This window comes from Microbacterium aoyamense (assembly GCF_023155855.1).
Lineage (GTDB): Bacteria > Actinomycetota > Actinomycetes > Actinomycetales > Microbacteriaceae > Microbacterium > Microbacterium aoyamense.
In genome coordinates this window covers 1-24,355 of the sequence record NZ_JAKNUT010000005.1, presented here as the reverse complement: position 1 = coordinate 24,355, position 24,355 = coordinate 1, and the positions used below count along the sequence as shown (strand labels likewise).

Annotated in this window: 25 protein-coding genes and 1 riboswitch; of the genes, 17 read left to right on the top strand and 8 right to left on the bottom strand. The window is 66.8% G+C overall.

Going from position 1 to position 24,355, the window contains the following annotated elements; all coding sequences use genetic code 11:
• Positions 1-28: 28 nt before the first annotated feature.
• The 6 genes from trmB to MA876_RS13505 all read left to right on the top strand — a co-directional run bounded on the left by trmB (position 29) and on the right by MA876_RS13505 (position 4,727).
• A complete protein-coding gene (trmB, locus tag MA876_RS13530) occupies positions 29-688 on the top strand; it encodes a tRNA (guanosine(46)-N7)-methyltransferase TrmB (protein ID WP_248151115.1) in 660 nt (219 codons plus the stop codon).
• Positions 685-1,974 carry an MFS transporter gene (locus tag MA876_RS13525; RefSeq protein WP_248150277.1) on the top strand — a complete coding sequence of 430 codons (1,290 nt, stop codon included), beginning with the start codon at positions 685-687 and terminating at the stop codon, positions 1,972-1,974. Before trmB ends, MA876_RS13525 begins: the two co-directional genes overlap by 4 nt.
• A 4-nt stretch (positions 1,975-1,978) precedes the next feature.
• Positions 1,979-2,866, top strand: coding sequence for a CPBP family intramembrane glutamic endopeptidase (locus tag MA876_RS13520; RefSeq protein ID WP_248150275.1), 888 nt, complete (start codon positions 1,979-1,981; stop codon positions 2,864-2,866).
• Positions 2,867-2,907: 41 nt separating this feature from the next.
• Positions 2,908-2,972: riboswitch (guanidine-III (ykkC-III) riboswitch) on the top strand.
• Positions 2,973-2,981: 9 nt separating this feature from the next.
• Positions 2,982-3,302: a DMT family transporter gene (locus MA876_RS13515; protein ID WP_248151113.1), complete on the top strand. Its 321-nt coding sequence runs from the start codon at positions 2,982-2,984 to the stop codon at positions 3,300-3,302.
• 325 nt (positions 3,303-3,627) lie between these two features.
• Positions 3,628-4,230, top strand: coding sequence for a flavodoxin family protein (locus tag MA876_RS13510; RefSeq protein WP_248150273.1), 603 nt, complete (start codon positions 3,628-3,630; stop codon positions 4,228-4,230).
• Entirely contained in the window at positions 4,227-4,727 is a 501-nt protein-coding gene (locus tag MA876_RS13505; protein WP_308221663.1) for a GNAT family N-acetyltransferase, read from the top strand. The genes MA876_RS13510 and MA876_RS13505 overlap by 4 nt, the downstream gene beginning before the upstream one ends.
• Before the next feature lie 141 nt (positions 4,728-4,868).
• Here MA876_RS13505 and MA876_RS13500 read toward each other — a convergent pair whose 3' ends face one another.
• Positions 4,869-5,345: a DNA alkylation repair protein gene (locus MA876_RS13500; protein ID WP_248150272.1), complete on the bottom strand. Its 477-nt coding sequence runs from the start codon at positions 5,343-5,345 to the stop codon at positions 4,869-4,871.
• Between the two features lie 115 nt (positions 5,346-5,460).
• Between MA876_RS13500 and MA876_RS13495 the strand changes: the two genes are divergently transcribed.
• From MA876_RS13495 to MA876_RS13475, 5 genes are read left to right on the top strand one after another with little or no spacing between them, the layout of a single operon-like run.
• Complete coding sequence (locus tag MA876_RS13495) at positions 5,461-6,465, top strand: ABC transporter substrate-binding protein (protein WP_248150269.1); 1,005 nt, start codon at positions 5,461-5,463, stop codon at positions 6,463-6,465.
• On the top strand, positions 6,462-7,496 hold the full coding sequence (locus MA876_RS13490; protein ID WP_248150266.1) for a FecCD family ABC transporter permease: 1,035 nt from the start codon (positions 6,462-6,464) through the stop codon (positions 7,494-7,496). The genes MA876_RS13495 and MA876_RS13490 overlap by 4 nt, the downstream gene beginning before the upstream one ends.
• On the top strand, positions 7,493-8,542 hold the full coding sequence (locus MA876_RS13485; RefSeq protein ID WP_248150264.1) for a FecCD family ABC transporter permease: 1,050 nt from the start codon (positions 7,493-7,495) through the stop codon (positions 8,540-8,542). The genes MA876_RS13490 and MA876_RS13485 overlap by 4 nt, the downstream gene beginning before the upstream one ends.
• On the top strand, positions 8,539-9,339 hold the full coding sequence (locus tag MA876_RS13480; RefSeq protein ID WP_248150261.1) for an ABC transporter ATP-binding protein: 801 nt from the start codon (positions 8,539-8,541) through the stop codon (positions 9,337-9,339). Before MA876_RS13485 ends, MA876_RS13480 begins: the two co-directional genes overlap by 4 nt.
• The gene (locus MA876_RS13475) at positions 9,336-10,223 is read left to right on the top strand and encodes a siderophore-interacting protein (protein ID WP_248150259.1); all 888 of its coding nucleotides are present in this window, start codon (positions 9,336-9,338) and stop codon (positions 10,221-10,223) included. The genes MA876_RS13480 and MA876_RS13475 overlap by 4 nt, the downstream gene beginning before the upstream one ends.
• 58 nt (positions 10,224-10,281) lie before the next feature.
• Here MA876_RS13475 and MA876_RS13470 read toward each other — a convergent pair whose 3' ends face one another.
• Entirely contained in the window at positions 10,282-12,060 is a 1,779-nt protein-coding gene (locus MA876_RS13470) for a bifunctional metallophosphatase/5'-nucleotidase (protein ID WP_248150256.1), read from the bottom strand.
• A gap of 111 nt (positions 12,061-12,171) precedes the next feature.
• Between MA876_RS13470 and MA876_RS13465 the strand changes: the two genes are divergently transcribed.
• On the top strand, positions 12,172-12,564 hold the full coding sequence (locus tag MA876_RS13465) for a PPOX class F420-dependent oxidoreductase (protein WP_248150253.1): 393 nt from the start codon (positions 12,172-12,174) through the stop codon (positions 12,562-12,564).
• A gap of 34 nt (positions 12,565-12,598) precedes the next feature.
• On the opposite strand, the gene MA876_RS13460 is transcribed toward MA876_RS13465, so the two are convergent.
• Positions 12,599-13,264, bottom strand: a complete 666-nt coding sequence (locus MA876_RS13460) for a phosphatase PAP2 family protein (RefSeq protein ID WP_248150250.1) — start codon at positions 13,262-13,264, stop codon at positions 12,599-12,601.
• 177 nt (positions 13,265-13,441) lie between these two features.
• On the opposite strand from MA876_RS13460, the gene MA876_RS13455 reads away from it, so the two are divergent.
• The gene (locus MA876_RS13455) at positions 13,442-13,882 is read left to right on the top strand and encodes a GNAT family N-acetyltransferase (protein ID WP_248150237.1); all 441 of its coding nucleotides are present in this window, start codon (positions 13,442-13,444) and stop codon (positions 13,880-13,882) included.
• Positions 13,883-14,078: 196 nt separating this feature from the next.
• On the opposite strand, the gene MA876_RS13450 is transcribed toward MA876_RS13455, so the two are convergent.
• Positions 14,079-14,450, bottom strand: a complete 372-nt coding sequence (locus MA876_RS13450) for a DUF952 domain-containing protein (RefSeq protein ID WP_248150223.1) — start codon at positions 14,448-14,450, stop codon at positions 14,079-14,081.
• A gap of 756 nt (positions 14,451-15,206) precedes the next feature.
• On the opposite strand from MA876_RS13450, the gene MA876_RS13445 reads away from it, so the two are divergent.
• A complete protein-coding gene (locus MA876_RS13445) occupies positions 15,207-15,881 on the top strand; it encodes a DUF433 domain-containing protein (RefSeq protein ID WP_248150220.1) in 675 nt (224 codons plus the stop codon).
• A 6-nt stretch (positions 15,882-15,887) separates the two neighbouring features.
• Positions 15,888-16,286: a PIN-like domain-containing protein gene (locus tag MA876_RS13440; protein ID WP_248150217.1), complete on the top strand. Its 399-nt coding sequence runs from the start codon at positions 15,888-15,890 to the stop codon at positions 16,284-16,286.
• Positions 16,287-17,034: 748 nt separating this feature from the next.
• On the opposite strand, the gene MA876_RS13435 is transcribed toward MA876_RS13440, so the two are convergent.
• Positions 17,035-17,940: an HIRAN domain-containing protein gene (locus tag MA876_RS13435; protein ID WP_248150214.1), complete on the bottom strand. Its 906-nt coding sequence runs from the start codon at positions 17,938-17,940 to the stop codon at positions 17,035-17,037.
• 865 nt (positions 17,941-18,805) lie between these two features.
• Here MA876_RS13435 and MA876_RS13430 point away from each other — a divergent pair.
• Positions 18,806-19,444 carry a hypothetical protein gene (locus MA876_RS13430; protein WP_248150211.1) on the top strand — a complete coding sequence of 213 codons (639 nt, stop codon included), beginning with the start codon at positions 18,806-18,808 and terminating at the stop codon, positions 19,442-19,444.
• A 214-nt stretch (positions 19,445-19,658) separates the two neighbouring features.
• Complete coding sequence (locus MA876_RS13425; protein WP_248150209.1) at positions 19,659-20,927, top strand: IS256 family transposase; 1,269 nt, start codon at positions 19,659-19,661, stop codon at positions 20,925-20,927.
• Between the two features lie 868 nt (positions 20,928-21,795).
• On the opposite strand, the gene MA876_RS13415 is transcribed toward MA876_RS13425, so the two are convergent.
• The 3 genes from MA876_RS13415 to MA876_RS13405 are packed head-to-tail and all read right to left on the bottom strand — an operon-like array spanning position 21,796 to position 24,147.
• Positions 21,796-22,635 (bottom strand): FadR/GntR family transcriptional regulator, encoded by an 840-nt coding sequence (locus MA876_RS13415; protein ID WP_248150206.1) that lies wholly within the window; start codon positions 22,633-22,635, stop codon positions 21,796-21,798.
• Positions 22,632-23,501 (bottom strand): carbohydrate ABC transporter permease, encoded by an 870-nt coding sequence (locus tag MA876_RS13410; RefSeq protein ID WP_248150201.1) that lies wholly within the window; start codon positions 23,499-23,501, stop codon positions 22,632-22,634. The genes MA876_RS13415 and MA876_RS13410 overlap by 4 nt, the downstream gene beginning before the upstream one ends.
• Positions 23,494-24,147, bottom strand: coding sequence for a carbohydrate ABC transporter permease (locus tag MA876_RS13405; protein WP_248150198.1), 654 nt, complete (start codon positions 24,145-24,147; stop codon positions 23,494-23,496). The genes MA876_RS13410 and MA876_RS13405 overlap by 8 nt, the downstream gene beginning before the upstream one ends.
• Positions 24,148-24,355: the final 208 nt, after the last annotated feature.

The window sequence follows — 24,355 nt, the reverse complement described above, 5'->3', positions numbered from 1 at the left end:
CGTGTCCTTCGTGCGGCGCAGCGGGCGGATGACCGACGGGCAGGATCGCGCGTGGGCGGACCTCGCGCCGTTCTACGTCATCGATGTGCAGCGGGATGCCGCGGCCACGAGCATCCTTCCGGGCTCTGCGATCGACCCGACGGTCGTGTGGGAGCGCGATGCGCCGCTCGTCGTCGAGATCGGCTCGGGTCAGGGTCACGCGATCGTGCACGCCGCGACGAACCACCCCGATACCGACTTCCTCGCCGTCGAGGTCTTCCGTGCCGGACTCGCGCGCACGATGCTCGACGCCGACCGGGAGGACGTGCGCAATCTGCGCCTCGTCGAGGCGAACGCGCCCGAGGTCCTGCAGCATCTGCTGCCCGCGGCGTCCACCTCCGAGCTCTGGATCTTCTTCCCCGATCCGTGGCACAAGAACAAGCACAACAAGCGTCGGCTCGTGACGCCGGAGTTCGCCGCGATCGCAGCGGCCGCAGTGAAGGGCGGCGGGATGCTGCGCCTCGCGACGGACTGGCAGGACTACGCCGACCAGATGCGCGACGTGCTCGACGCCTCGCCCGACTTCGACCGCGCCTTCGCGGGGGAGTGGGCGGAGCGCTTCGACGGTCGCGTCGTGACGGCGTTCGAGCGCAAAGGCGCGGCCAAGGGGCGGGCCATCCGGGATCTGGCGTACCGCCGACGGCCATGAGCGAGCCGGGCACGACTCCGCCCCGAACCCCGGCGCCGCGCGACCGCTGGCGCTTCGTCCGGCCGCTCTCGCAGCGCGACTTCCGGGTGCTGTTCGGCGCCGTCGTGCTGTCGATCTTCGCCGCCGGCATGTGGGCCGTCGTCATGGTCTACTCCGTCATCGGCGCGGGCGGCGGACCGCTCGAGCTCTCACTCGTCGCGGGAGCGAATGCGGTCGGCCTGCTGGTCTGCGCGATCCCCGGCGGCATCGTGGCCGACCGCATCTCGCGGCGGCTCATCGTGCGGTGCGTCGAGGGCGCCAACTTCGTCGCGATCACGTCGGTCGTGATGGCGGGCTTCGTGGGCACCGTCACGATCCCGCACCTGACGGTCGTCGCCTTCGTCCTCGGCGCGAGCGCGGGGTTCTTCTTCCCCGCTTACAGCGCGATGCTGCCGCGCATCCTCCCGGGCGAGCAGCTGCTGGCCGCGAACGGGCTCGAGGGGGCGATCCGGCCCGCGCTGCAGCAGGCTGCCGGCCCCGCGACGGCGGGCGTGCTCCTCGCGACCCTCGTGCCCAGCCACGCCGCGATCATCATCGCGATCGTCTACGGACTCGCGTTCGTCGGGCTTCTGTTCCTGCGCGAGGAGCCCGTCGGGACGAGCGAGGAGCCCGAGGCGCCGGCATCCGTCTTCCACGACCTGAAGGAAGCCGTCGTCTTCACCGTCCGCACGCCGTGGCTGCTGTGGACGCTGCTCTTCGCGACGGTGTGGGTGCTCGTCTTCGTCGGGCCGGAAGAAGTGCTGCTGCCGTTCCTCACGCGCGAGCGGATCGGAGAGGACCCGCGACTCTTCGGCTTCCTGCTCGCCGTCTACGGCCTCGGCGGCGTCGTGGGTTCGATCGTCGTCTCGTCGCGCGCGCTGCCGAGCCGCTACCTCACGGTCATGACGCTCGTCTGGGCGGTCAGCACGCTGCCGTACGTCGTCGTGGGTGTGACGGACCAGTACTGGCTGCTGCTCGCGTCGATGTTCGTCGTGGGCTTCGGCTTCAGCTACGGCAACGTCATCTGGGGGACCCTCCTGCAGCGCCGTGTGCCGCGGCATATGCTCGGGCGCATCTCGAGCCTCGACTTCTTCGTCTCGCTCGCGCTCATGCCGCTGTCGATGGCGCTCGCCGGACCCCTCGCATCCGTCATCCCGCTGTCCGTGATCTTCATCGTGGCCGGGATCATCCCGTTCGTCTTCGGCATCGCCGTGCTCTTCATCGCGCGGATGCCGCAGGACGAGATCGCGCATCCCCTGAGAGACTGAGATCGTGCCCGCGCATCCCGACGCCGCCCTCGCCCCTGCCCGCCCCGCCGTGTCGTGGGGGCTCGTGCCCGCCGCGCTCGTGTGCCTCGCCGCCCCGGCGTTCTTCGTCGTGCGGATCCCGTGGATCGGATGGATGCTGCTCGCCGCCGCCCTCGTTTCGGCATGGCTCGTCGAGCGGCGGACGCCGCACGACTTCGCTTTCGTCGCGGGCAAGGGCCGGCCGCGACGAGCTCCGAGCATCCTGCGGGATGTCTCCCTCATCGCGGTCGGGCTGCTCATCGTCAGCGCGATCCCGCTCAAGGCCGAGCTCGACAACCTCGCGATCCTGCGCTTCGCGCTCGCCCTCGGCGGCGCCGTAGCCGTGCCGTACGTCATCTCGCGCTGGGTCTACCGCGATCACGCGATCCGCTTCCCGTGGCGCGGGGGAGGACGCTGGACGACCTTCCAGTGGACGTGGCTCGTCGCCGTCCTCGTGCTGGGCTGGCTGATCCTGCCGTTCTACTTCATCACGTCGGGGGTCTACCTCAACTGGCCCGTCGTCGACACCCCGGAGCTCATCGGGCGCCTGTTCGTCGGCGTCGGCGCCGTCGGCATCTGGGACGAGCTGTTCTTCATCTGCACCGTCTTCGCGCTGCTGCGACGCCACTTCCCCGACTGGCAGGCGAACATCCTGCAGACCGTGGTGTTCGTCTCGTTCCTGTGGGAGCTCGGCTACCAGGCGTGGGGGCCCTTCCTCACGATCCCGTTCGCGCTGCTCCAGGGCTTCATCTTCATGAAGACGCGCTCGCTCGCGTACGTCGTCACGGTGCACCTGCTGTTCGACGCCGTCGTCTTCGCCGTGCTCGTCCACGCCCACAACCCCGGAATGCTGGACTGGCTGTTCCTCGTGTGACGCTGCCCAGGCTGTGATCAGGGATCGTCGGTAGGGTGGATGCCGGATCCCCGACCGGATCCCCGGACGACGGATCAGTACCCGGTGAGCGACAAGACTGGCCATGGAGCAAGCCATGTCGTGGGTCATCCTCATCCTGTCCGGAGTCCTCGAAGCGGTGTGGGCGACCGCACTCGGCAAGTCCGAGGGGTTCACGAAGCTCTGGCCGTCGGTCGTCTTCGTCGTCGGCCTCATCCTCAGCATGGGCGGCCTCGCCTGGGCGATGCGCGAGATCTCGACCGGAACGGCCTACGCCGTGTGGGTCGGGATCGGGGCATCCCTCACCGTCGCCTACGCCATGATCACGGGCGACGAGGACTTCTCGATCGTCAAGATGCTGCTCATCCTGGGCCTCGTGGGCTGCGTCGTCGGCCTCAAGATGGTGGGTCACGAGTGACGGCGATGGATGCCGCATCCTTCACGTTCAACGTGACGTCGAGGTGACTTCAGGGCGAACTCTTGACGTCCGTTCGCGGCGGAGTAATGTCATCCGCACGAAGAGAAAACGGAAACGAAAGAACCCGCAAGGGAACCGAAACAGAGACCGACAATCGTACTGATGATCGCCCCGGGGCTTCGGCGCCGGGGCGATCTTCGTCGTGTGCGCGACATCGTCGGATCCGTCGCCGGAGCGGATGTCAAGCCCCTGCTGATCCCCTCTCGAGGACGCAGTGTGGAGGTGTCTGAACCGGACATCCCACCGATGCACCCCAGGAGGTCCCATGACCCGCGCGCTCGCTCTCAACTGCACGCTCAAGCCTTCGCCCGCCGAATCGAGCTGCGATCTGCTCGCGGGCCAGGTCCTCGACGCCCTCGCGGCCCACGACGTCGACGGCGAGATCGTGCGCGTCGTCGATCACGACGTCAAGCCGGGGGTCGAGGCCGACATGGGCGGCGGCGACGAATGGCCCGGCATCCGTCGGAAGATCCTCGAGGCCGACATCCTCGTCTTCAGCACGCCGACGTGGATGGGGCACATGTCCAGCGTCGCCCAGCGCGTGCTCGAGCGCCTGGACGCCGAGATCGCGGAAGTGGATGCCGAGGGCCGCCCGATCCTGGCAGGCAAGGTCGCTCTGGCGGTGGTGCTGGGCAACGAGGACGGAGCGCACGCGATCACGGCCGACGTCTATCAGGCGCTCGTGGACGTCGGGTTCAGCGTTCCCGCCCAGGGAGGCGTCTATTGGAACGGCGAGGCGATGCACAAGGTCGACTACAAGGACCTCGAGCACACGCCTCGGAAGGTCTCGCAGACCACCGCGACCCTTGCCCGGCACGCCGCTCATCTCGCCAGAGTGCTGGCCGAGAACCCGTATCCGGCACCGTGAGGTTGCGTGCAGACCGCCTCGAGCGCGGACTGACCGGTCTCGTCGTCCGGCCGATCGCACCGGCTGACGCCGGGGAGGTGCTCACCGTCCAGCGAGCGGCTTTCGTGCAGGAGGCGCAGCTCTACGACGACGCGCGCATCGCTCCGCTCGTACAGACTCTCGACGAGCTCCGGGCGGAGCTCGCTGACAATCTCGGCGTCGTCGCAGTACGCGGCGACCGGATCGTCGGAGCGGCTCGCGCGATCGTGTCCGGGTCGACGCTGCTGATCGGTCGCATCGCGGTGGCTCCCGATGAGCAGGGCGAGGGAGCCGGAGGAGCACTGCTCGAAGCGCTCGAGAGGCGCGGACGCGACGCGGGATGCGCCGAAGCCGAGCTGTTCACCGGCTCACTGAGCACCGCGAATCTCGAGCTGTACCGGTCGGCGGGCTACGTCGAGAGCGAGCGGGTCGACCAGGACGACGGCACCGCGCAGGTCTTCCTGCGCAAGCACCTCTGACCCGTCCTGCTGTCGCCCGCAAGGGGTGGATGGCCACGCTGAGGGCAGGTGCCGTCCGGGTCCATGAGCGAACCTGCAGCGAAAGGCGCGCCCGTGGACGAGCCGGCACTGCTGCGGGGCGGCGCGCGGCGCACCCGACCGTCACAGTGACGCGGCGGCGGCCCGCATGCTTTCCGCATCGGACTCGGCCCAGCGCGACACGATGCGTCGAGCGCGGTCTGCTTCGACCCCCGTCAGGCGGGCGAGGAGCGGGCGCACCACGTCGAGCGCCAGGGGCTCGATGAGACTGGCCACGCGGGCGTCGCGGAGGAAGCCCTCGATGCGGGTGAGGTCATTGGCGGTGAGCGTCTCGACCTGCCCTTGGAGCAGCACGATCGCGGCGAGGCGACGCTCGTAGACCGGCGTTGCCCAAAGCTCCGACGCGAGCGCGGTGATGTCGTCGTGCGCGAGACCGCGGTGCCGGCGCAGTGCATCACGAACGGTGCCGCGGATCGCGCCGACCGACGCTCCGTACACGCGGAGCCCGCCGACGGAGTCGTCGCCGTCAGCCCACGTGCGCCACTCCGACGCTTCGGCCCGCAGCGTGCGATCGATGAAGGCTGCAGGTGCGGAATCCACGTCTCCATCCTCGCCCCACGAGCGTGTCCCGCGGGGATGCATCGTCATACACGCGGGGCGGTGGCGACCCGATGTGTAAGCTTTGGCTACCCTTACCTGTCCGAGAGGATTGCCCGTGATTCGTCGTGCTCGCTTGCTGTCGTCCCTTGCCCTCGTCGCTGCATCCGCTTTCGCGCTGACAGCCTGCTCCGGCTCCACCGAGTCGAGTGAGTCGGACGCCGATGCGGCGTGGACCTTCGCATCGGGGGATGGCGAGACGTACACCGCTCCCGACGTCCCGACCCGCATCATCGCCCACGCGTACGCGGCGAAGGCCCTGATGGAGTTCGGCATCACCCCCGTCGCCGTGTACGCGGATGGCCCGATCTCGGAGGATGTCGGGCTCGAAGGCGTCGACTTCGACGGCATCGAGGTCATCGGCGAGGAGTGGGGCAAGATCGACGTCGCGGCGGCTGCAGAACTCGCCCCCGACCTCATCGTGGGCGACTGGTGGCCCGCCGAGGACGCGTACTCCGGCTTCGAAGGCGGTGTCGAGGAGGAGTCGAAGAAGCTCGCCGAGCTCGCACCTGTCGTGGGCCCGAGCCAGGGCGACTCGATCGTGGGTCTCATCGAGGGCTATGCCGATCTCGCCGAGTCGCTCGGCGCGGACCCTGATCAGATCGCCGACGCCCGCGCAGAATTCGACGCGGCGGTCGCCGACTTCCAGGCGGCGAACGAGGAGAACCCCGGCGTCTCGGCGCTGGCGATCAGCCCGTGGGACGTCAACTACGCCATCGCCGTCCCCGAGTACGCCCCCGAGCTGCTGGACTTCCAGCGCTGGGGTCTCGCAGTCGTCGACCCCGAGACGCCCGACCCCGACTTCCCCTATTGGGAGACCCTGAGCATGGAGCAGGCCGACGCGTACCAGCCCGACCTGATCATGTTCGACGACCGCAACGCGCCGGGAGGCGAGGAGATCCTCGCGGCGGCTCCGATCTCGTCGAGCATCACGGCCTTCGCTGCGGGCCAGACCACGACGTGGCCCGCGTACTGGCTCCACACCTACAGTGACTACACGCAGCAGCTGTCCCGTCTGGCCGAGGTGATCCGCGGCACCGACACCTCCGTCGGCGCGCTGTGACCCAGACGCCGGTGCGCGCGCCGGCTTCGGCCGGCCGCCGCACCGGTCGTCTGATCGGTCTGATTCCGGCGGCCGGGCTTCTGCTTGCGCTCGCGATGCTGAGCATCGCGCTCGGGTCGCGGGATGTCGCGCCCGTGGATGTCTGGGACGCCATCACGGGCGCTGCGCAAGGGGCGGATGCGACGGTCATCCGCGACATGCGGGTGCCCCGGACGATCCTCGGCATCCTCGTCGGCGCCTCGCTCGCGATGGGCGGGACCATTCTTCAGGGCGTCGCGCGCAATCCGCTCGCCGACCCGGGTGTCCTCGGAATCAGCTCGGGAGCGGCCGCCGCGGTCGTCGTCGCGGCGCTCGTGTTCGGCACGATGCCCACAGGGGACGCGGTCTGGTTCGCCTTCGCCGGCGCGGGGATCGCGACGGTGCTCGTCTACGCGATCGCGTCCTTCGGCACCGAGGGTGCGACGCCTGTGAAACTCGCGCTCGCGGGCGCCGCGCTGACCGCACTGTGCGCGTCGATCACCTCGGCGATCCTGCTGGCGGACCCCGATGCGCTCAATACGCTCCGGATGTGGCAGGTCGGTGCGCTCGCCGGACGCTACGGCTCGGTCCTCCTGCAGCTCTGGCCGTTCTTCGCCGTGGGCATCGTCGTCGCCCTGTTCGTCGGGCGTCCGCTCAACCTCCTGTCGCTCGGCGACGATCTCGCCCGGTCGCTCGGCCTCCGTCTCGTCCCGACGCGCGCCTTCCTCTTCGCGGTGGTCGCGGCACTGTGCGGTGCGGCGACCGCGGCGTGCGGACCGATCGTCTTCGTCGGACTCATGATTCCGCACCTCGTCCGACTGATCACAGGTCCCGACTACCGATGGATCCTCGTCTACTCCGCCGTGCTCGGGCCCGTTCTCGTCCTCGGTGCGGACATCATCGGCCGGCTCCTCCTGCCGTCGGGCGAAGTGCCCGTGGGGGTCGTGATCGGCGTTCTCGGCGCGCCCGTGTTCGTCCTGCTCGTGCGCTTCCGGGGGAGCGTGAAGCTGTGACCGCCGCGATCGAGATCACCCGCATCCGGACCCGAGTGCGCACCGAACGTGCGGCGCTGAGCCGCCGCATCCTGCTCGTCATCCTGGCGCTCGCCGTCACCGTCGTGCTCCTCTTCTGCGTCTCGCTGATGCTGGGGAGCGTGCTCCTCTCGCCCGCGGCGGTCGTCGGCGGGCTCACCGGCACGGGCGAGACCGCGACCGTCTTCGTCATCCGCGAGCTGCGTCTGCCGAGGGCGACCGCCGCTGTGCTGGTCGGACTCGCACTCGGGGCAGCCGGGACCCTGTTCCAGCGCGTGCTCGGCAATCCGCTCGCCTCACCCGACTTCCTCGGTGTCGCGGCCGGTGCCGGCACCGCGACGGCGGCGGCGCTCGTGCTCGGCGGCGTCGCGGGGGTGACTCTTCCCGTCTACGCCCTCATCGGCGGAAGCGTGACCGCCGTCGTGATCTACGTCGTGGCCTGGCACCGAGGGGTGTCGGAGTACCGGTTCATCCTCGTCGGCATCGGGGTCGGCACCTTCGCGACGTCCGTCACGTCGTACCTCGTCGCGCGCGCCGAGTTCGCCGATGCGCGCGCTGCGATGACGTGGCTCACCGGCTCGGTCGGCATGGCGACGCCCGAGACGATCACCCTCGTCGCGGTCGTGCTCGTGGTCCTCGTCCCGTCGGGCTTCGCGTTGGCGCGGATGCTGCGCCGGCTCGAGCTCGGAGACGAGACGGCACGGATGCTGGGCGCCCGTGTCGAGCGCGACCGCCTCCTCATCCTCGCCGCGGGTGTCGTGCTCGTCTCGGTCGCGACGGCGACCGTCGGTCCGATCGCCTTCATCTCGATGCTCGCCGGGCCACTCGCGCAGATCCTGCTCGGTGCGGCCGGGCGCAGCATCCTCGCAGCTGCCCTCATGGGTGCCGTCATCCTCCAGATCGCCGACATCCTCGCCCAACACGCACTGCCGTGGCCCATCTCGACCGGCGTCGTCACGGGCATCTTCGGTGCGCCGTACATCGCGTGGATGCTCATCTCCGCTGCTCGAAGGACGAGAGTCGCATGACCAGATCCCATCTGCTCGAAGCCCGCGATCTGCGCCTGGGGTACGACAAGGTCCCCGTCATCGACGGGCTCGACCTCGTCATCCCGCCCGGCGAGATCACGGTGATCATCGGCGCCAACGCCTCGGGCAAGTCGACGCTGCTGCGCGGGCTCGCTCGGTTGCTCCCCGTGCGCGGTGGCGACGTCCTGCTCGACGGCACGTCCCTGCCGCGCATGCGCCCGGCCGACGTCGCCCGCATCATCGGGATGCTCCCGCAGTCGCCCGTGGCGCCGGACGGCATCACGGTCTCCGACCTCGTCGGTCGGGGGAGGCATCCCCATCAGGGGTGGTTCCGGCGCTGGAACGACGCCGACGAGGATGCCGTGGCCCGCGCTCTCGCGGCGACCGCGACGGCCGAGCTCTCGAACCGTCAGGTCTCGGAGCTCTCGGGCGGGCAGCGCCAGCGCGTGTGGATCGCCATGGCACTGGCGCAGGAAACCGACATCCTGCTCCTCGACGAGCCGACGACGTTCCTCGACGTCAACTTCCAGCTCGAGGTGCTCGATCTGCTGGCCGCGCTCAACGCCGAACGGGGCACGACGATCGTCATCGTGCTCCACGAACTGAACCTCGCGGCGCGCTACGCACACCACCTGGTCGCGATGCGCGGAGGACGCATCGTCGCGCAGGGCGCCCCGGTCGACGTCGTGACGGTCGAGACGATTCGCGACGTGTTCGATCTCGACAGTCGGGTCATCGTCGATCCGCACGCGGGCTCGCCGATGGTCGTGCCGATCGGAACGCGGAGCGTGACATGACCAATCTCATCCACCGCGCCGAGGTCGTGCGTGTCGAGACCCTGAGCGCGGGCATGGTGCGCGTCGTGCTGGGCGGCGAGGGCCTCGCGGGCTTCGTGTCGACCGGGGTCGGCGACGAGTACCTGCGGATGTGGCTCCCGCGCGACGGCGAAGCGGAACCGGTCCTTCCGTCGCCTTCGGGGGAGCAGTCCTGGGCATTCGCCGAGGACGTCGAGCCGTCGCCGCTGCGCACCTACACCGTCCGCCGCTGGGATGCAGCGCGTGGTGAGCTGTCGATCGACATGGTCGTGCACGGTCATGGGCTCGCCGCGCGGTGGGCCGAGACGGTCGCGCCCGGCTCCCTCGTCGGCGTCAACACGCCGCGGGGCATGTATGCCGCGCCGAGCGACCTGGAATGGCTCTTGATGGTGACGGATGCCGCGGGCCTCCCCGCCGCGGCGCGCATCCTCGAAGACCTCCCGCCGGGCGTCCGCGTGCGTCTGTACGCCGAGGTTCCGGGTCCGGCGTACGAGCAGCACATCGCCTTGCCTTCGGGTTCGGAACTGCGCTGGGTCCATGGCGGCAACGGACACGGTCCGAGCCGTCTCGAGGAGATCGTCCGGCGCTCCGAGCGTCCCGACGGCGTGGGGTACATCTGGGTGGCAGGGGAGACCCATTCCACCCGCGGTGTCCGCCGGCACCTCCGCCACGAGCTCGGTCTGCCCACGACCGCGTACAAGGTCGTCGGCTACTGGACGGAGGACGTCGAGCAGTGGGAAGCCCGCTACGAAGCGCTCCCCGCCGACGTCCATGCGCACCTCGAATCGCTGTGGGACGACACCACGCGCGACGAGGAGGACATCGAGGACGAGTACGACCGCACGCTCGAGAGGTTCGGACTCTGAACGCTGTCCGTCCCGTCCGACGGAAGGCATCGGGCCGGACGGACAGCGCTCGCCGTGATCAGGGGGCGATCGTGATCCGGTTCTGCGGCCCGGGCGCCACGGGACCCGTGGCGAGGTATGCCGCGAGCGAGTCGACGTCGAAGCCCGGCGCCGTGACGCGGTCGGTCGCGGCGGTGAGGTTCGTGAACCCGTCCCCGCCGTTCGCGAGGAAATCGTTCGTCGTCACGCGGTACGTCGCCGCCGGATCGATCGGCACGCCGTTCAGCGCGAGCGCACTGACGCGACTGCCGAGCGGGAGCGTCGCGGAGTAGGAGTAGGAGAAGCCGGCAGACACCTGCAGGATCCTATTGGTCGTCTGCCCCAGGTATCCGGTGAATTGCTGCTCCAACACCTCCTTGAGCTGCGCGCCCGTGAGCGAGACCGTCACGACCAGGTTGTTGAACGGCTGCACTGTGAACACCTCGCCGTAGGTGACTTGGCCCGGCGCTTCGCCACCCGGTGAGTTCGCGAACGCCAGGTCGGAGCGGATGCCCCCTGGGTTCATGAGGGCGATCTGCGCTCCGCCCGCGGCCGTGTACGCGATCATGCCGTCGGCGATGACGTCACCGAGCGCGCTCTCACCTGCCGGGGTCGCCGCGCGCGTGATGTCCGACGAGATCGATCCGATGACGCGATTGGCGATCGGTGCGACAGCCGTGCGGTACTTGTCCGCGATCGCCTTGGCGGCCGGGTCGACCGTCGCGGGGTTGCGGACGAAGACACCTGGCGCACTGGTCTGCCACGTGCCGTCGGGGTTGCGAACTCCGTTCTCGACGATGATGTTGGATGCCGCGGCCGCCACGATCTTCTTGGACGACTTGTCGATCGTGAGGCTGATGTCGGTGAGCACCGTACCGTTCGTGCCCGCACTCGTGACGAGCGTGCCGACGCCGGCCGAGTTGGGCAGCGAGCATGTGTACGAGCGGTGCGTGTGGCCGCTCACGACCGCGCCGTAGGCCGGGTCGAGCTGCGAGACGATCCCCGTGACAGCGCCCGAGAAGCCGGTGCATCCGTTCGGGTCGGTGGCGGTCGAGACCTGCTGACCGCCTTCGTGCAGCAGCAGCACGATCGACTTGATGCCCAGCAGCTTGAGCGCCTTCGCGTAGAAGTTCGCGGTCTGGGCCTCGTCGAGGAATTTGACGTTCGTGATGCCGGCGGGGTTGACGATCCCTGGCGTGCCCTCGAGGGTCATTCCGACGAACGCGATCTTCACGCCGTCGACGACTTTGATCGTGAAGGGGAGGAGGATCGGCAGCCCCGTCTTCTTCGAGACGACGTTCGCCGCGAGGATCGGGTACTTCGCGCCGGTGAACCCGTCACCGTCCTGGCATCCGTCCACGGGGTGGCAGCCGCCCTTCTGAAGTCGGAGCAGCTCGGAGACTCCCTCGTCGAACTCGTGATTTCCCACGCTCGTGACGTCGAGACCCAAGGCGTTCATCTCGTCCACGGTGGGTTCGTCGTGGAACGCCGCACTCACGAGCGGTGTGGCGCCGACGAGGTCACCTGCAGCGACCGTGAACGAGTGCGGCGACTCCGTCTTCTGCTCGGCGCGCAGCTTCTTCACGGCGGTCGCGAGATACTCGACACCGCCGGCGGGGGTGCCGTTGACCAGTCCACCGCTGCCGGTCGGAGGATCGATGGCGCCGTGGAAGTCGTTGAAGGCGATGAGGTTGACAGCCACCGTCTTGGCAGGCTTGGGCGGCGATTGCTTCGCGTGGGCGGCGCCGGCGCCGGTGAACACCAGCGCTAGAGCGACGGCGGCCGCGAGGGCGGCGCGGTGCCTGGGATCGATCGACATAGGGGGGCTCTCTCCTTCGAGGGCGGATGATGAGAAAGGATGCTCCTCCGCGACGCGTTTGGGAAGCCCCGCCGCCACGACGCCCGGGCAGCGAGACGCGATGATGGATGCATGGCATCGCTCGACGCGCTCACCGACGGCGGGCGCCGCTTCGTTTCGGAACACCACCTGGCCACGCTGTCGACGGTCGGCCGCAGCGGCGCCATCCACGTCGTCGCCATCGGCTACACGCTCGACGACGGCGGCGTGCGGATCATCACGAGCGACGGCAGCCAGAAGGTTCGCAACATCGAACGCGACGCTCGTGCGACCGTGGCGCAGGTGTCCGGCCCCCAGTGGCTGAGCATCGCGGGGACGGCCGTCGTCGAACGTGATCCCGCAGCCGTCGCGCACGCGGTTGCGCTCTATGCCCAGCGCTACCGGCAGCCGCGCGCGAACCCTCAGCGCGTCGTCCTCCGGATCACGCCGGAACGCGTCATGGGCTCGGCGGGTCTCTTCGGCTAGGACGTTCGAGAAGGGTCGCCGATCGCCGCGACTCTCACTCGCGTGCTGGCTCGATCAGCTCCCGCCGCACGACACCGGCGGTCCATCGACCCAGCACGGCGCCGGCGGCGACGTCCGAGATGTGGTGCTGACCGCGGTAGACGCGCGAGAACGCGATCGCTCCCGGAATCCCGTACCGCAGAACCGGGCCGAGGAATCGAGCTTCACGACCACCGTGTCGGTCGAGCAGATCCGCGAGCGTGCCGTGGAGCGCGAACGCCGCCGCCGTGTGCCCCGAGGGGAACGATGACGTCGCGTGCGGCTCCTCCGGTCGCCACTCGCGCACCGGGCGGGGGCGTCCGACGAGGGTTCCGGATGCTGTGAAGCAGACGGTCTCGAGTGCGAGCGCCATCGCGGGGGCGACAGCCGACCTCCGGTCGCGGGTCAGCAGCCACGTGATAGCGCACCAGATCGCCCCGTTCGCGACGGTCTGCGGCACGCCGGAGTACCACGAGAGGGGAGCGGTGATCCGGTCGACCGGCTCTCGCGGCCCGGTCGCGTCGGCGTCCCCTTGTCGGTGACCGAATCTCGCCTGCAGCCCACGTACGGCGCTGTCCTCGCGCGGGTCGTCGCCGCCGAGGAACCGGATCACCCTCCCAGCGACGGCGAGAACGGCGATCGCGCCGAGCGCGGGCAGAGCGACATCTCGGAGCAACGGCATGCCCGGATCCTAGTGGCGTGGTCGTCCTCTTCGGAGTGTCTTTCATGCTCGATCAATCGGTCGCCCGTTCGAGAGCGGATCGGGCGTCGGCGGTCGTGACGGGGGGAATGGCGGCGACAGTCCACTTGTGTTCGATCGGCGATTTCGCTGGGCCGCTGCCGATGGTTTCATCGGTGCATGTCGAATGAACTGAGATTCTCGTCCGACACGTCGGACATGGACGTGGATCGCGTGCACCGCTGGCTCTCCGAGGAGTCCTACTGGGCGAGCGGTCGCAGCCGGGAGACGCACGAGGCGGCGATGGCCGGCTCTCGGAACTACGGGGTGCTCGACGCGGCGACGGGCCAGCAGCTCGGGTACGCGCGTGCCATCACCGATGGCGCGACGTTCGCGTGGGTCGCGGACGTCTTCGTGGATGCGACGGCGCGCGGACGCGGCGTGGGAAAGCGGATCATGGAGGGCATCATCGACGACCTCGAACCGCTCGGCCTCAAGCGGACCGCCCTCTTCACCGAAGACGCCCACACGCTGTATGAGAAGTTCGGGTTCCGGCAGCTGGCAGACGCGGAGTCATGGATGCTGCGATGGGGTCGCGGGTACGGGCCGGAGTCCACCTGAGTTCGGTGGCGCGGCGTCTGCTCTGCGTTCGAATGGCGGGCTTTCACCTGGAGCGCGTGCCTTCAGCCTTGGCCGATCGAGGGTCACGGCTGACGCCCGGTGAGGGCCATCAGTCGATTCTGCAGGGGTGCGTCTGCGTCGATCTCCACCGCGGGACCGCCCTGGTCGGCGGTATTCTCGCCCCGGCGGCCAGGCGTCAGCGCGCCTCTTCGTCGGGTGAGCGGGACATCCGGAAATTTCCGTGATCATCGAACCCCGCGTCGATCACGTCGACCACGAACTCTGTTCGGATCGTCCCGTAGATGTGAGGGAAGAGCTCGCCATCCCCGCCGTCCTCTTCGACGACGGGCACACCCGCTGTCCTCACCCGACTCTCATCGATGACGAGTACGCAGAGAGGCTCGTCGGCGTCCGCGTAGGCGAACTCCGCGACGCGGGCCAACTGTTCTGGATGCGAGGCATGGACGAATCCGACCTCGTCGAGCGTCGCGCCTCTCGTCGAAGTCCGATATTCGCCGACGGCGACAGCCGCTTCCCAGTCGCGTGTGGACGCAAGGTGCAGGATCATCATCCGATTCTCGCCGATATGCGAAGAGGGCCGCCCCGTGCGGGACGACCCTCTTCGCAACTGTGCCCCCGAAAGGAATCGAACCTTCGGCCTTTGGTACCGGAAACCTCATCCGGGTCGGCGAATGCCGGCGATCACCTGCGAAAACCGCGAGATTCCGCGGAAACACCGACCATCTGGATCATCGATCAGCGAATAGATCCTCAGCAAGTGTTGTCACGGTGTTGTCACGCGCGACAGATGAAGAGCGCGGCGGCGGCCGCTGAAACACCCCCCGGCTCACCACCCCCTGACGTCCTGACCGACCAGCGCCTTTCTCTCCCGGCGCCTCTATCTCCCAGCGCCTTAATCTCCCAGCGACAGTCAGCGAGCGAGCGAGCGACAGGGCTGGGCGAAAGCTCGGTGTGAGCGATTGGTTAATGGGTCATGGGTGGGACGTCGGCTCGATAGGCGGCTAGCCACGGTCGGAGCGCCGGGGATGTCAATGTGGAGCACGCGCAGCGAAGCGAGCATGAACGACATTGACATCTCCAAGCGCAGGCTGAGGATGGGCCGTCGAGGCGATGGCCTGTCGCGATCGCTGGCGCACTCCGTTGGTGACGCAACCATCGTCGCGGTTTCGCGTTGCGCGGCGGAGAGCCGAGTCGCGACAAGAGATCTGAGGAACGGAGCGCCGGCCCCTCGCTAGCGAACTCGCCGTCGCTCGAGTAAGAGGCCCCCCTATCGCGCTCGTTCGGGACGCCGTAGGCTGTTTGCATGCAAACGCTCGCGACCGATCCGGCGTACACCACGCCGATCTACGGACAGGGAGAGGCGGCCCAGATCATCCAGGCGCCGCCTACGTCGTTTGCGAGGTGGGCTCACGGCCACCGATTCAAGCAGCGCACGGCTGGTGAGTGGGGATGGAGCCCGCCCCTGCTCACGGGGGTGAAGGACGGCCGGGGATACACGGTGCCGTTCAACGCGCTGGCGGAGGGATTCATCATCGAGAGTTTCCGCCGTGTCGGACTGCCTATGGCGCGAATCCGTCCCGCAGTCGAAGTCCTTCGTGAAGAGATTGGGCTGGAGAACGCCCTCTTGAGCGAGCGCTTGATGACCGATGGTGCGGAGATTCTTTACCGGAACGGCGAAGACGAACTCGTGGTGGTGCGCAACCATCAAGGGGTATTCAACGAGGTCGTCGCTGAGTTCCTGAAGAGCATCAGCTACCGAGATGGCTTCGCTCAATTGCTTCGGCTGCCGGCGTACGAGTCGGTCGAGGTGATCGTCGATCCGAACCGCAACTCGGGCCAACCCACTGTCGCGAAGCTTGGGGTGCGGGTCGAGGACGTCGTGAGTCGAGTTCGAGCTGGTGAAGCGATGGATGAGGTCGCGGAGGACTTTGGTCTGCAGAGAAGTGAGCTTCGATCGCTGGTACTTCGGGCCGCCTGACATCCGATGACGCGCTTCCTGCTCGATCGATCGCTGGGCCAGCGATCGCTCGTGTCTCGGTTGCGCAGCGCTGGCTGGGATGCAAGCACACTCGCCGAACAGTTCGGAGATCAACGTGCCCAAGCGATGCGGGACGAAGAGTGGATCGGGGAAGGGACATTGCTGGGATTTGTGCTCCTCGCGAAAGACCACAAGATCGCTACGCGTCCGCTCGAGGCCCACGCGATCTACCACCACGATGCGCGTGTGATCGTGTTTGCGCGAGGTGATATGACTGCGGCCCAGATGGGGAACCTCTGTCTGGAGCACAGCGAAAAGATCCATCAGGTCGCCCTCGCTCGCGGGCCATTCGTCTACTCCATCGCCTCGCACGGACTGGCTCGCAAGCGCCTCAACGCCCCTTAGCGAATTGGCACCTCCTGGTCGGATGCACTCTGTTCGAGCGCACGAAAGAGATCGCCGACTAGATTCGCGTTGCTCGCTTCATGAGCGCCTGGCGACTTAGCTTTGTTCGCGAGCTCAGCGCGTTCCAGCTCTGGCCAGTCGCTCGAAGATGAGCGACCAGGTCGTCCCGTTCGCGCAGTAGTACCGACTCCTCGCGATGAATTCGCTCGAGCTCGTGAGCTATGGCTCCGAGTCGGTCAAGCGCGCCCCGTGCATTACCCCATCGTTTCAGGAGTCTTGCTTCCGTCGCAGCGCGTTTCTCCTCGGCGGCGAGCTCCACCGCCGCGTTCTCTTCAGCCTCGAGCTGGCGTGCAACAGCGGCTTGACGCTTTGAAGTACGGCGTCCGCGGGCCATGTAACCAGGTTGTCATTGGAGCCCAGTGATTTCAAGGCATCCGAGCGTGTCACTGAAGAGTGCCTGCGTGCATTGCGGTTGTTCATCGCTGTTGTGCTCGACAAGGCTCTCTTCGCCTAGTTGTCCGGCTTGGGACGTGCGGTGCTTCGTCGGCGAGGATGCCTTGAAGCTTTGTCGCGCTTCAGTTTCGAGCGGCGTCCGTGTCCCGTATGGCGCACCTGACCGCGAAGGCAATCGCGGGCAGGTCTTGCGGACATCTGCCACTTCTCGGCCGCGCCGAATGTTGCGGACGGTGATACCGAGCGGTCGGCGTCGCGCCGGCCGACCGGCTATCGCACGCCTGACGACGGTTGGTCAGAACCCGTGGGACTTCACGAACGCTCGTAGCACGTCGGCCTTGGGAATGTCGACCCAAAGTTGAACGCTCTCGTCTGTCGGTCCGGTTCCGCCGACCACGTACCCGCCGGACCCCAGGGTGTCGAATAGTGGCGCAAGGATCTTTGCTCTCGAGGCAGACACGTATCCCACCTTTCGCTCGTTGCTCAGCACGAGCACAGCGCAAGAGTCATGCGGATTGTCGGGCTCGCGTACGAGAACGTACTCTTTGCCGCCGACCGCTCGTCTCTCGTTCCAACCGACGTAGTTCCCGATACCTTTGATTCGCATGCGAGTCGAATCCAGTGACCGTAGATCCGTCGGCTCTGTAATGGTGAGCATCTCGGGCGGGATGGTCTCTGGTTCGTCCGGTACGTGCACAAGGGCGCGCCGCTCCTCTGCAAAGTCGCGATCCGGCTCCACCACAGCCGGGAACAACGTGGCCCGTGCTCGCCATGCTCCGTCCTTCGGGTCTGCCCATACTCGCACCGGCGCGACACCCTCACCTGCACCCAACGCGGAGGCCACCTCGGCACTGATCTCTTTCGGCACATAGCCGATGTGCCATCGGCCGATAAGCACTCGTACGGCATTGCTGTCGTATTGATTCGAGGGCTCAGGCACAAGGTGCGCTGTCTGTTGAGTCACCCCACCCTCACTTAGTCCGAGCTCATCAAAGAGGCGCCGCACGGCATCTCGACGGAAGCTCTCTCCTTGTACCTCGATCTCACCCCATCGCGGCCCAAGGCGCCGGACCGGCGGCGTCGAGGAAGCCGGCGCGTCGTTGGCCTTACCGAACAGCGTTGACCAGAAGCCCATCGTTTCCCCCAAGCGTCGGTTATCGAAGCATAGGGCGAGGCCGTCGACGGAAGGGTTGAACTTCACTCGCTCAGCGATCAGGGGACGTAATCCCAAGCGAGCCGCAGAGCAGTGCAGTAGGACGACCGGCTTCCGGACGGTCTGTCGGCGCCCGCGACGCGGGTGGGCCGGGGAAACGCCCTAGAATCGCGTGATGCCTGACGATGTCGCCCCATCGCCGCATGTGGCCTACGACCGGCATGTAGCTCGGAGTGCACGACTCGGGGGGTGGTGGCGCCGTCTCGGTCAGTTAGTGTTCTACGTCGTCGCGGCGCTGATAGCTGGAGCATTCGGTCTCCTCATCTATGCATTCGCGGCAGACCTGGGGCAGCCTCGCATCTGGGGAACCTTCACGCACGAAGACTGCGAGCCGCGTCCTCGCGGCGGGTGCCGTGAGGTCGGGACGTGGGTGAGCCAGGACGGCTCCCTAGTGAAGGAAGACGTCTACCTCGACGGTGGAAGCGGACCAGACGGGACAACTCCTGCAAGCTACCAACCGTCTGGGATCATCAGCGACGAGACGAATAACATCGTCCATGTCCCGGCGCTCACGGGTGCCGGCCTGTGGTTAAGCAGCGCCTTCCTCATCGGTTGGTTGGGCTACGTCGCGTACAAGGCGCTCCAGTGGGGCGACCTGCGATTCCCATCCCGCCGAACCCGAACCCGAATCCGAACACTAGACACCGAAGTCTCGGACCCAGACTCCCGAAAGAGTCGCCGACACCGTGCCGCCTCAACACCAGATTGAAGGAAGGGCGAGCGCCGCCGACAAACGACCCTTCTATGTGACACGACTCGGCGCACTCACCGACCGGCTTTCGGGGCGGGAAGACGGTGGCAGCCTCGTGGGGTGTCGGGCAGTCGGAACCTGATCCTGCGGGATGATTAGAGGATGACTTCGGGATCGGCCGCCGACCAAGCCGGCGCGTCAACAGCGTCGCGGTGGGTGTGGTGGCTACCGGTCGTCGTGATGGTGGCGCTGGGAGCTGTTGCGGCGTCAGCGTTCAAGGTCGCCGAGGGTCGTGACGGCGCGGCTTGGGGCTTCATGCTCGGCGGTGCGATTGGCGTCAGCATCAGCATTGTCGTGATCGGTCTCGTGTTGGTTCCGCAGGCCATCCGAGTTCGTGCGGTCCGGATCGCAAACCCTTCGGCGTTCGCTCTTGGCGGCCTGACCGCGGTAGGCGCGGGCGACGTGTTGCGCGAGAGGGGCTTCGCTGTCGGCAATGCGAGTGGCTATGTCGCCATTAGCGTCGACGCCATCGGGATTGGCGTCTGGAAGGGTCTCGCTCGCATCAAACGAGTGGCACTGATCCCATGGGCGCAGATCGCGGCGATTGAGGTGGGCCAGATCACGACGACCCGGACGATTCCCGCCGTGGTTGTGCGCCTAGATGCCGCTGACAGCGAAGTGATTTACGGACTTGGTGTCTGTCGGCGCGGATGGCTTGCGATGTTTCCCGTGCTCGATTTTGCGCGAGTAACGAATCCTGTTGGCAGCATCAGGAATCGACGTCCTGCTACTTCGACCTGACTTCGCTGGGTTTGCGACGCTCGCGCATCGATCTAGCCTGCGCTGGGCAGCTTCGGCCGGTGCTGCAACAACTGAAAACTCGCAATGGGCGGCCTGACGGGTGAGTCCCATAGCGTGGTGTCACTTCCCGCGGGGGTCTCGTCGTCGTAGACGATGAAGGGCCACCGTGGGATGACCAGTTGTTTCCGGCAAGAAGCAAAGCAGAGATCCCACGATGACCCACCACCAGTCTGCCCTGACGACCCTGATCGGCGAAGTCCTCGCCGATCCCGACCTCGCCCACTCGGACGTGTTCCGACGGATGCTGCAGGCCGGCCTGCAGGACCTGATCAACGCGGAAGCGACGGTGAAGATCGGCGCGGCGCCGCACGAGCGCACCCCAGAGCGGACCACGCGTCGTAACGGCACCCGCCCGAAAACCCTCGCGACCCCGGCCGGCGAGGTCGACCTTCAGATCCCGAAGCTGCGCGAGGGGTCGTTCTTCCCGTCGCTGCTCAGCCCCCGCCGCCGGGTCGACAAGGCACTCTACGCGGTGATCTGCCAGGCGTGGATCGACGGGGTGTCCACTCGCAAAGTCGATCAGCTGGTCCGGGCGCTGGGCAACGACACCGGCATCTCGAGGTCGACGGTGTCGCGGATCTGCGGGGAGATCGACGAGGCGGTGCAGGAGTTCCTGCACCGCCGGATCGATCACACCTGGTTCCCCTACCTGTTCCTGGACGCCACTTACCTCGACGTGCGCCACCGGGGCCGTGTCGTCTCCCAAGCCCTCGTCGTCGCCACCGGCGTCAGCGGCGACGGCCGCCGGGAGATCCTCGGGATGGCGCTCGGCGACGCGGAGACTACGGACTTCTGGACCGAGTTCCTCCGCGGCCTCCGAGACCGCGGGCTGAAGGTCGCCACCGACGCCGATCCGCTCGGCGTCGCGCTGGTCACCTCCGACGCGCACGCCGGCCTGAAAGCGGCGGTCAAGGCGATCCTGCCCGGATCCGGCTGGCAGAGATGCCGGGTTCATTTCGCCCGCAATGTCACCCAGAAGATCGGATCCGCGCGTTCCAAGCCCGTCAATGCGCTGATCTCGACGATCTTCGCGCAGACCACCTCGGAGGCCGTGATCGCCCAGTACCAGGCCGTCACCGACAGTCTGCGCGCCTCCTTCCCCGAGATCGCGGCCATGCTCGAGGCCGCAGAGCCCGACCTCACCGCGTTCGCACCACTGCCCCGCGAGCATTGGCAGAAGGTCTGGTCGAACAACCCGATCGAACGCCTCAACCGCGAGATCAAACGCCGCGCCGACGTCGTGCAGATCTTCCCCGACCGCGACTCCGTGACCCGCCTCATCGGCACCGTCCTGCAGGAGCAGCACGAGGAATGGAGCTACGGCGAACGCCGCTACTTCTCCGACGTCTCGATGCGCAAACTCGTCCACACCCTCAACGAGCACACCGAACCCGCCTGCCCCGAGCTCTACCTCACCGCCTGACCATCACCCACCACAGGGAACAACCGGAGTGACACCACACCACGGGACTTGACCTTGCGGACGGCCGCCATGGGCGGAATCACGCGGGATTCGCGGCAACGTTGGCCGGTTCAGCGACCATGCCCAGCTGCTGAGAGCGACTGAGGGCGTGGTCTCAAGCGTCGTGTCGGGCACGGACTGGAGGCCTCTCCCTCGTGCCAACCGCAGTAATCGACGCCGTGCTCGCGCTGGGCCCGCGGCTCGTTGCGATCACCCTCGGCGGCGATGGCGCGATCCTGGCAACCGAAAACAATGGGCGTGAGGAACGAATCGGTGACAGTTTCGGTTTAGGCCGCGAGTGTGAGCGGCTCGGTTAGCTTGGCCTCGAACTCGATCGGCGTCAAGCCGCCGAGAGCGTCCTGAGCTCGCTGTCGGTGATACTTCCGCTCGATCCAGACCACGATGGCCAGGCGCAGCTCCTGCCGTGTCGACCGGCCGCGGGCCCGACCCCCTGTGCGACACAGGAGCCCGGCGTAAGCAGCTGCGAGATGCGGAGTTCGTCGTCCATTGGCGGCGTCCTGTGATCGCGCCGTGTCGCAGCGAACTGTCCGAGAGGGCGCATCCCTTGGAAATGCGGGCGACCTTGACCTGTCCAGTTACCGCTGTGGCGGTATTCTGAGGGCGCTACATGTCGTTCGTGCTGCTCTGTGTCGAAATGGATCCATAGGCCAAGAATGAAGCCATGGGTGGTCACGCAAGTTGGGGCGCGAGAAGTTGCGCTAAGAAGCTCCGAAACTCAGATGTTAGGTCTGTCGCGGGCGTTCAGCAGCCATTGGAGCTGCGGCCCGTCCCAAGCTGCTGCTAGGAGACGCGCCGCCGATGTCGGAGGTCAGCTGGGAAGGGTTGATGAAGCCTCGCTGCCACGTTCCGACTGCCGCACCGAGAACTTCATGAACTCTGCATGGCGCCGACCCACTTCTGCCAGGATGGAATCGATCGTCGTGGCCGGGCCGAGATACCGCTCCAGTTCGCGGCTGGCGAGCGCGTGGAGGCTCCGGTCGTAATCGCTGCCATATAGAAACTCGGCCATCGTGAGGTGATCGGTCATGATCGCGGCCGCAGTATCGGAGTCGTGATCGCGGAGAGCGCTCCAAAGGCGCTCGTGGAGCGGCGCGCCAGCCGACTTCACGTGCTCATCCGACAGGCTGCGCAGCATCAGCTCGAAGACCAGCGGACTGATCGATCCGTAGATGATGTCGAAAACCGTGTTATGGCTGGCTTTGATGATGAGCGCGTGGAACGCTAGGTCGAGTTGCGCCTCTTCTAGTACGTTTCCGGCGTGCGCGAACTCGTCAAGGCACCACCTCATTGCCCGCAGTTCGGAAGAAGTCGCATGCAACGCCGCAAGCCGAGCCGACTGAGTTTCGAGCATTAGTCGCACTTCCATGAGCTCGCGAACAGTGGCGTCCTTTCGTCTGTAGAGAACATCAAGACTTCTCGCGCCGTCTGCCGTTTCGGGCCCTCGAACGAACGTTCCGCGCGCTGGCTGTATGTCCACCAGACCCTGGTCCGAGAGTCCGCGGAGCACTTCGCGCACTACTGGGCGAGATACGCCGAAATCCTCGGCGAGACTGCGCTCTGACGGGAGCTTTGCGCCCGCGGGGTACCGCCCGGCAACGATACTGTCGCGCAAGTGAATCGCGAGGCCATCACCCATAGCGATCGTCACTTGGTCGCGCCTCCCAACCCCGCCACGAAGTAGCGCTGGAACGCGAGAAACAGTACCACTGGTGGAAGCGCCAGGATGATGGAAGCCGCCATCACTTCCGGCCATGGGGTCGAGAATTCCCCGAAGAAGCTGGCGATCCCCATGCTGGCAACCCAGTCTCCGGACGCGTTGATTATCAGTCGGGCAAACAGGTACTCATTCCATGCGGAGATGAAAGCGAAGACGGTTGTCGCGATGACGCCGGGGGCCGCCACCGGGAGCACGATGCGGAAGAGGACCCCCAACCGAGTGCAACCGTCGACACGCGCCGCTTCGTCAAGCGACTCGGGGACGGTGTCGAAGATCGACTTCAGCATCCACGTCGCCACCGGCAACGAAAAGATGAAGTTCGCGATCACGAGCCCTCTGAGGTCTCCGACCAATCCGACGTTCACGAACGCAGTGAAGATCGGAATCATCAACACAATCGCTGGCATCATCTGCGTTGCGAGCGTGAAGTAGGCCGCTATTCCCACACCACGGCGGGTCCAGCGAGACATCGCGTACGCGCCCCAGGCCGCGAAAACGATAGTGAGCGCCGCGCTGCATAGGGCCATGACAAGTGTGTTGCGCAGCCAGAGCAGGATCGGACGCGTCTCCCACACGGTCACGAATGACTGCAGGGTTGGCTGCGAAGGGAACAATTCGGGTGGGTAGGTATAGCGAAAGCCCGGCGGCTGAAGCGCCTGGACCAACATCCAGTAGAGGGGGCCTAGTGCGAAGATCAGAAATAGTGCAACAAGAATCCAGGTGCCGACTCCGTTACGCAGCGACCTCAGCTGTCTGGTGCGGTTCACGCGTCGGGGTGGGGCAAGCAACTCAGACATCCTTGATTCTCCGTGATCGTAGGTAGAGCCACGCCGGGACGGTGGAGAGGAGTAGCACCACGGTGCCCAATGCTGCCGCTCTGCCGAAGTCGTAGCGTTCGAATGCCTGGATGTAGGCGTCTAACGAGAGAACGGTGGTCGCCCCCGCCGGGCCGCCGCGGGTGGCGAGGAAGATCACCGTGATGTCGGCACCGATCGCCCATACCGTCATCAGGAGGGCGAGGACCGCCGTGACCGCGCGAAGTCCGGGGAGGGTGATGTAGCGGAGCTGTTGCCACCATCCGGCGCCGTCGAGCGCAGCGGCCTCGTACCGCTCGCGAGGGATGTTTTGCAGCCCTGCGAGTAGGAAGATGGCCGCGAATGGGAATGTCCGCCACACCTGGATGATGATCACGGTGGGCAGAGCCCAGGCGGGATCGTTTAGCCAGGCGATGTTCTCCTGGGTGATCCCGGTGATGCGCAGGATCTGGTTGACGATCCCGAACTGCGCATCCAGCGCCCAGCGCCATACGAGTACCGCAGGCACGATGGGCAGGGCCCAAGGGACGATGAGCAGCATCCGGACGACTCCGCGCCCCCGGAAGGTGCGATTTAGCAGAAGTGCCACGGACAGCCCGATGACGAGACCGCCGAGCACGGTCCCCACAGCGAAGACCATGGTAATTCCGAAAGTCCGCCAGAAGGACGTGCTGGTCAGCAGGTCGACATAGGTATCGAACCCAACGAAGGGACTGTCTGATTAACGGTGGATCTGGTCTGGCCTGACTGAAAGGAAGGGCGATGACCGATGTCATCGAGATGATCGATCCCGTGACGGGAGAGATCATCGATGAGCAGCAGCTCGCGGAGCAGCT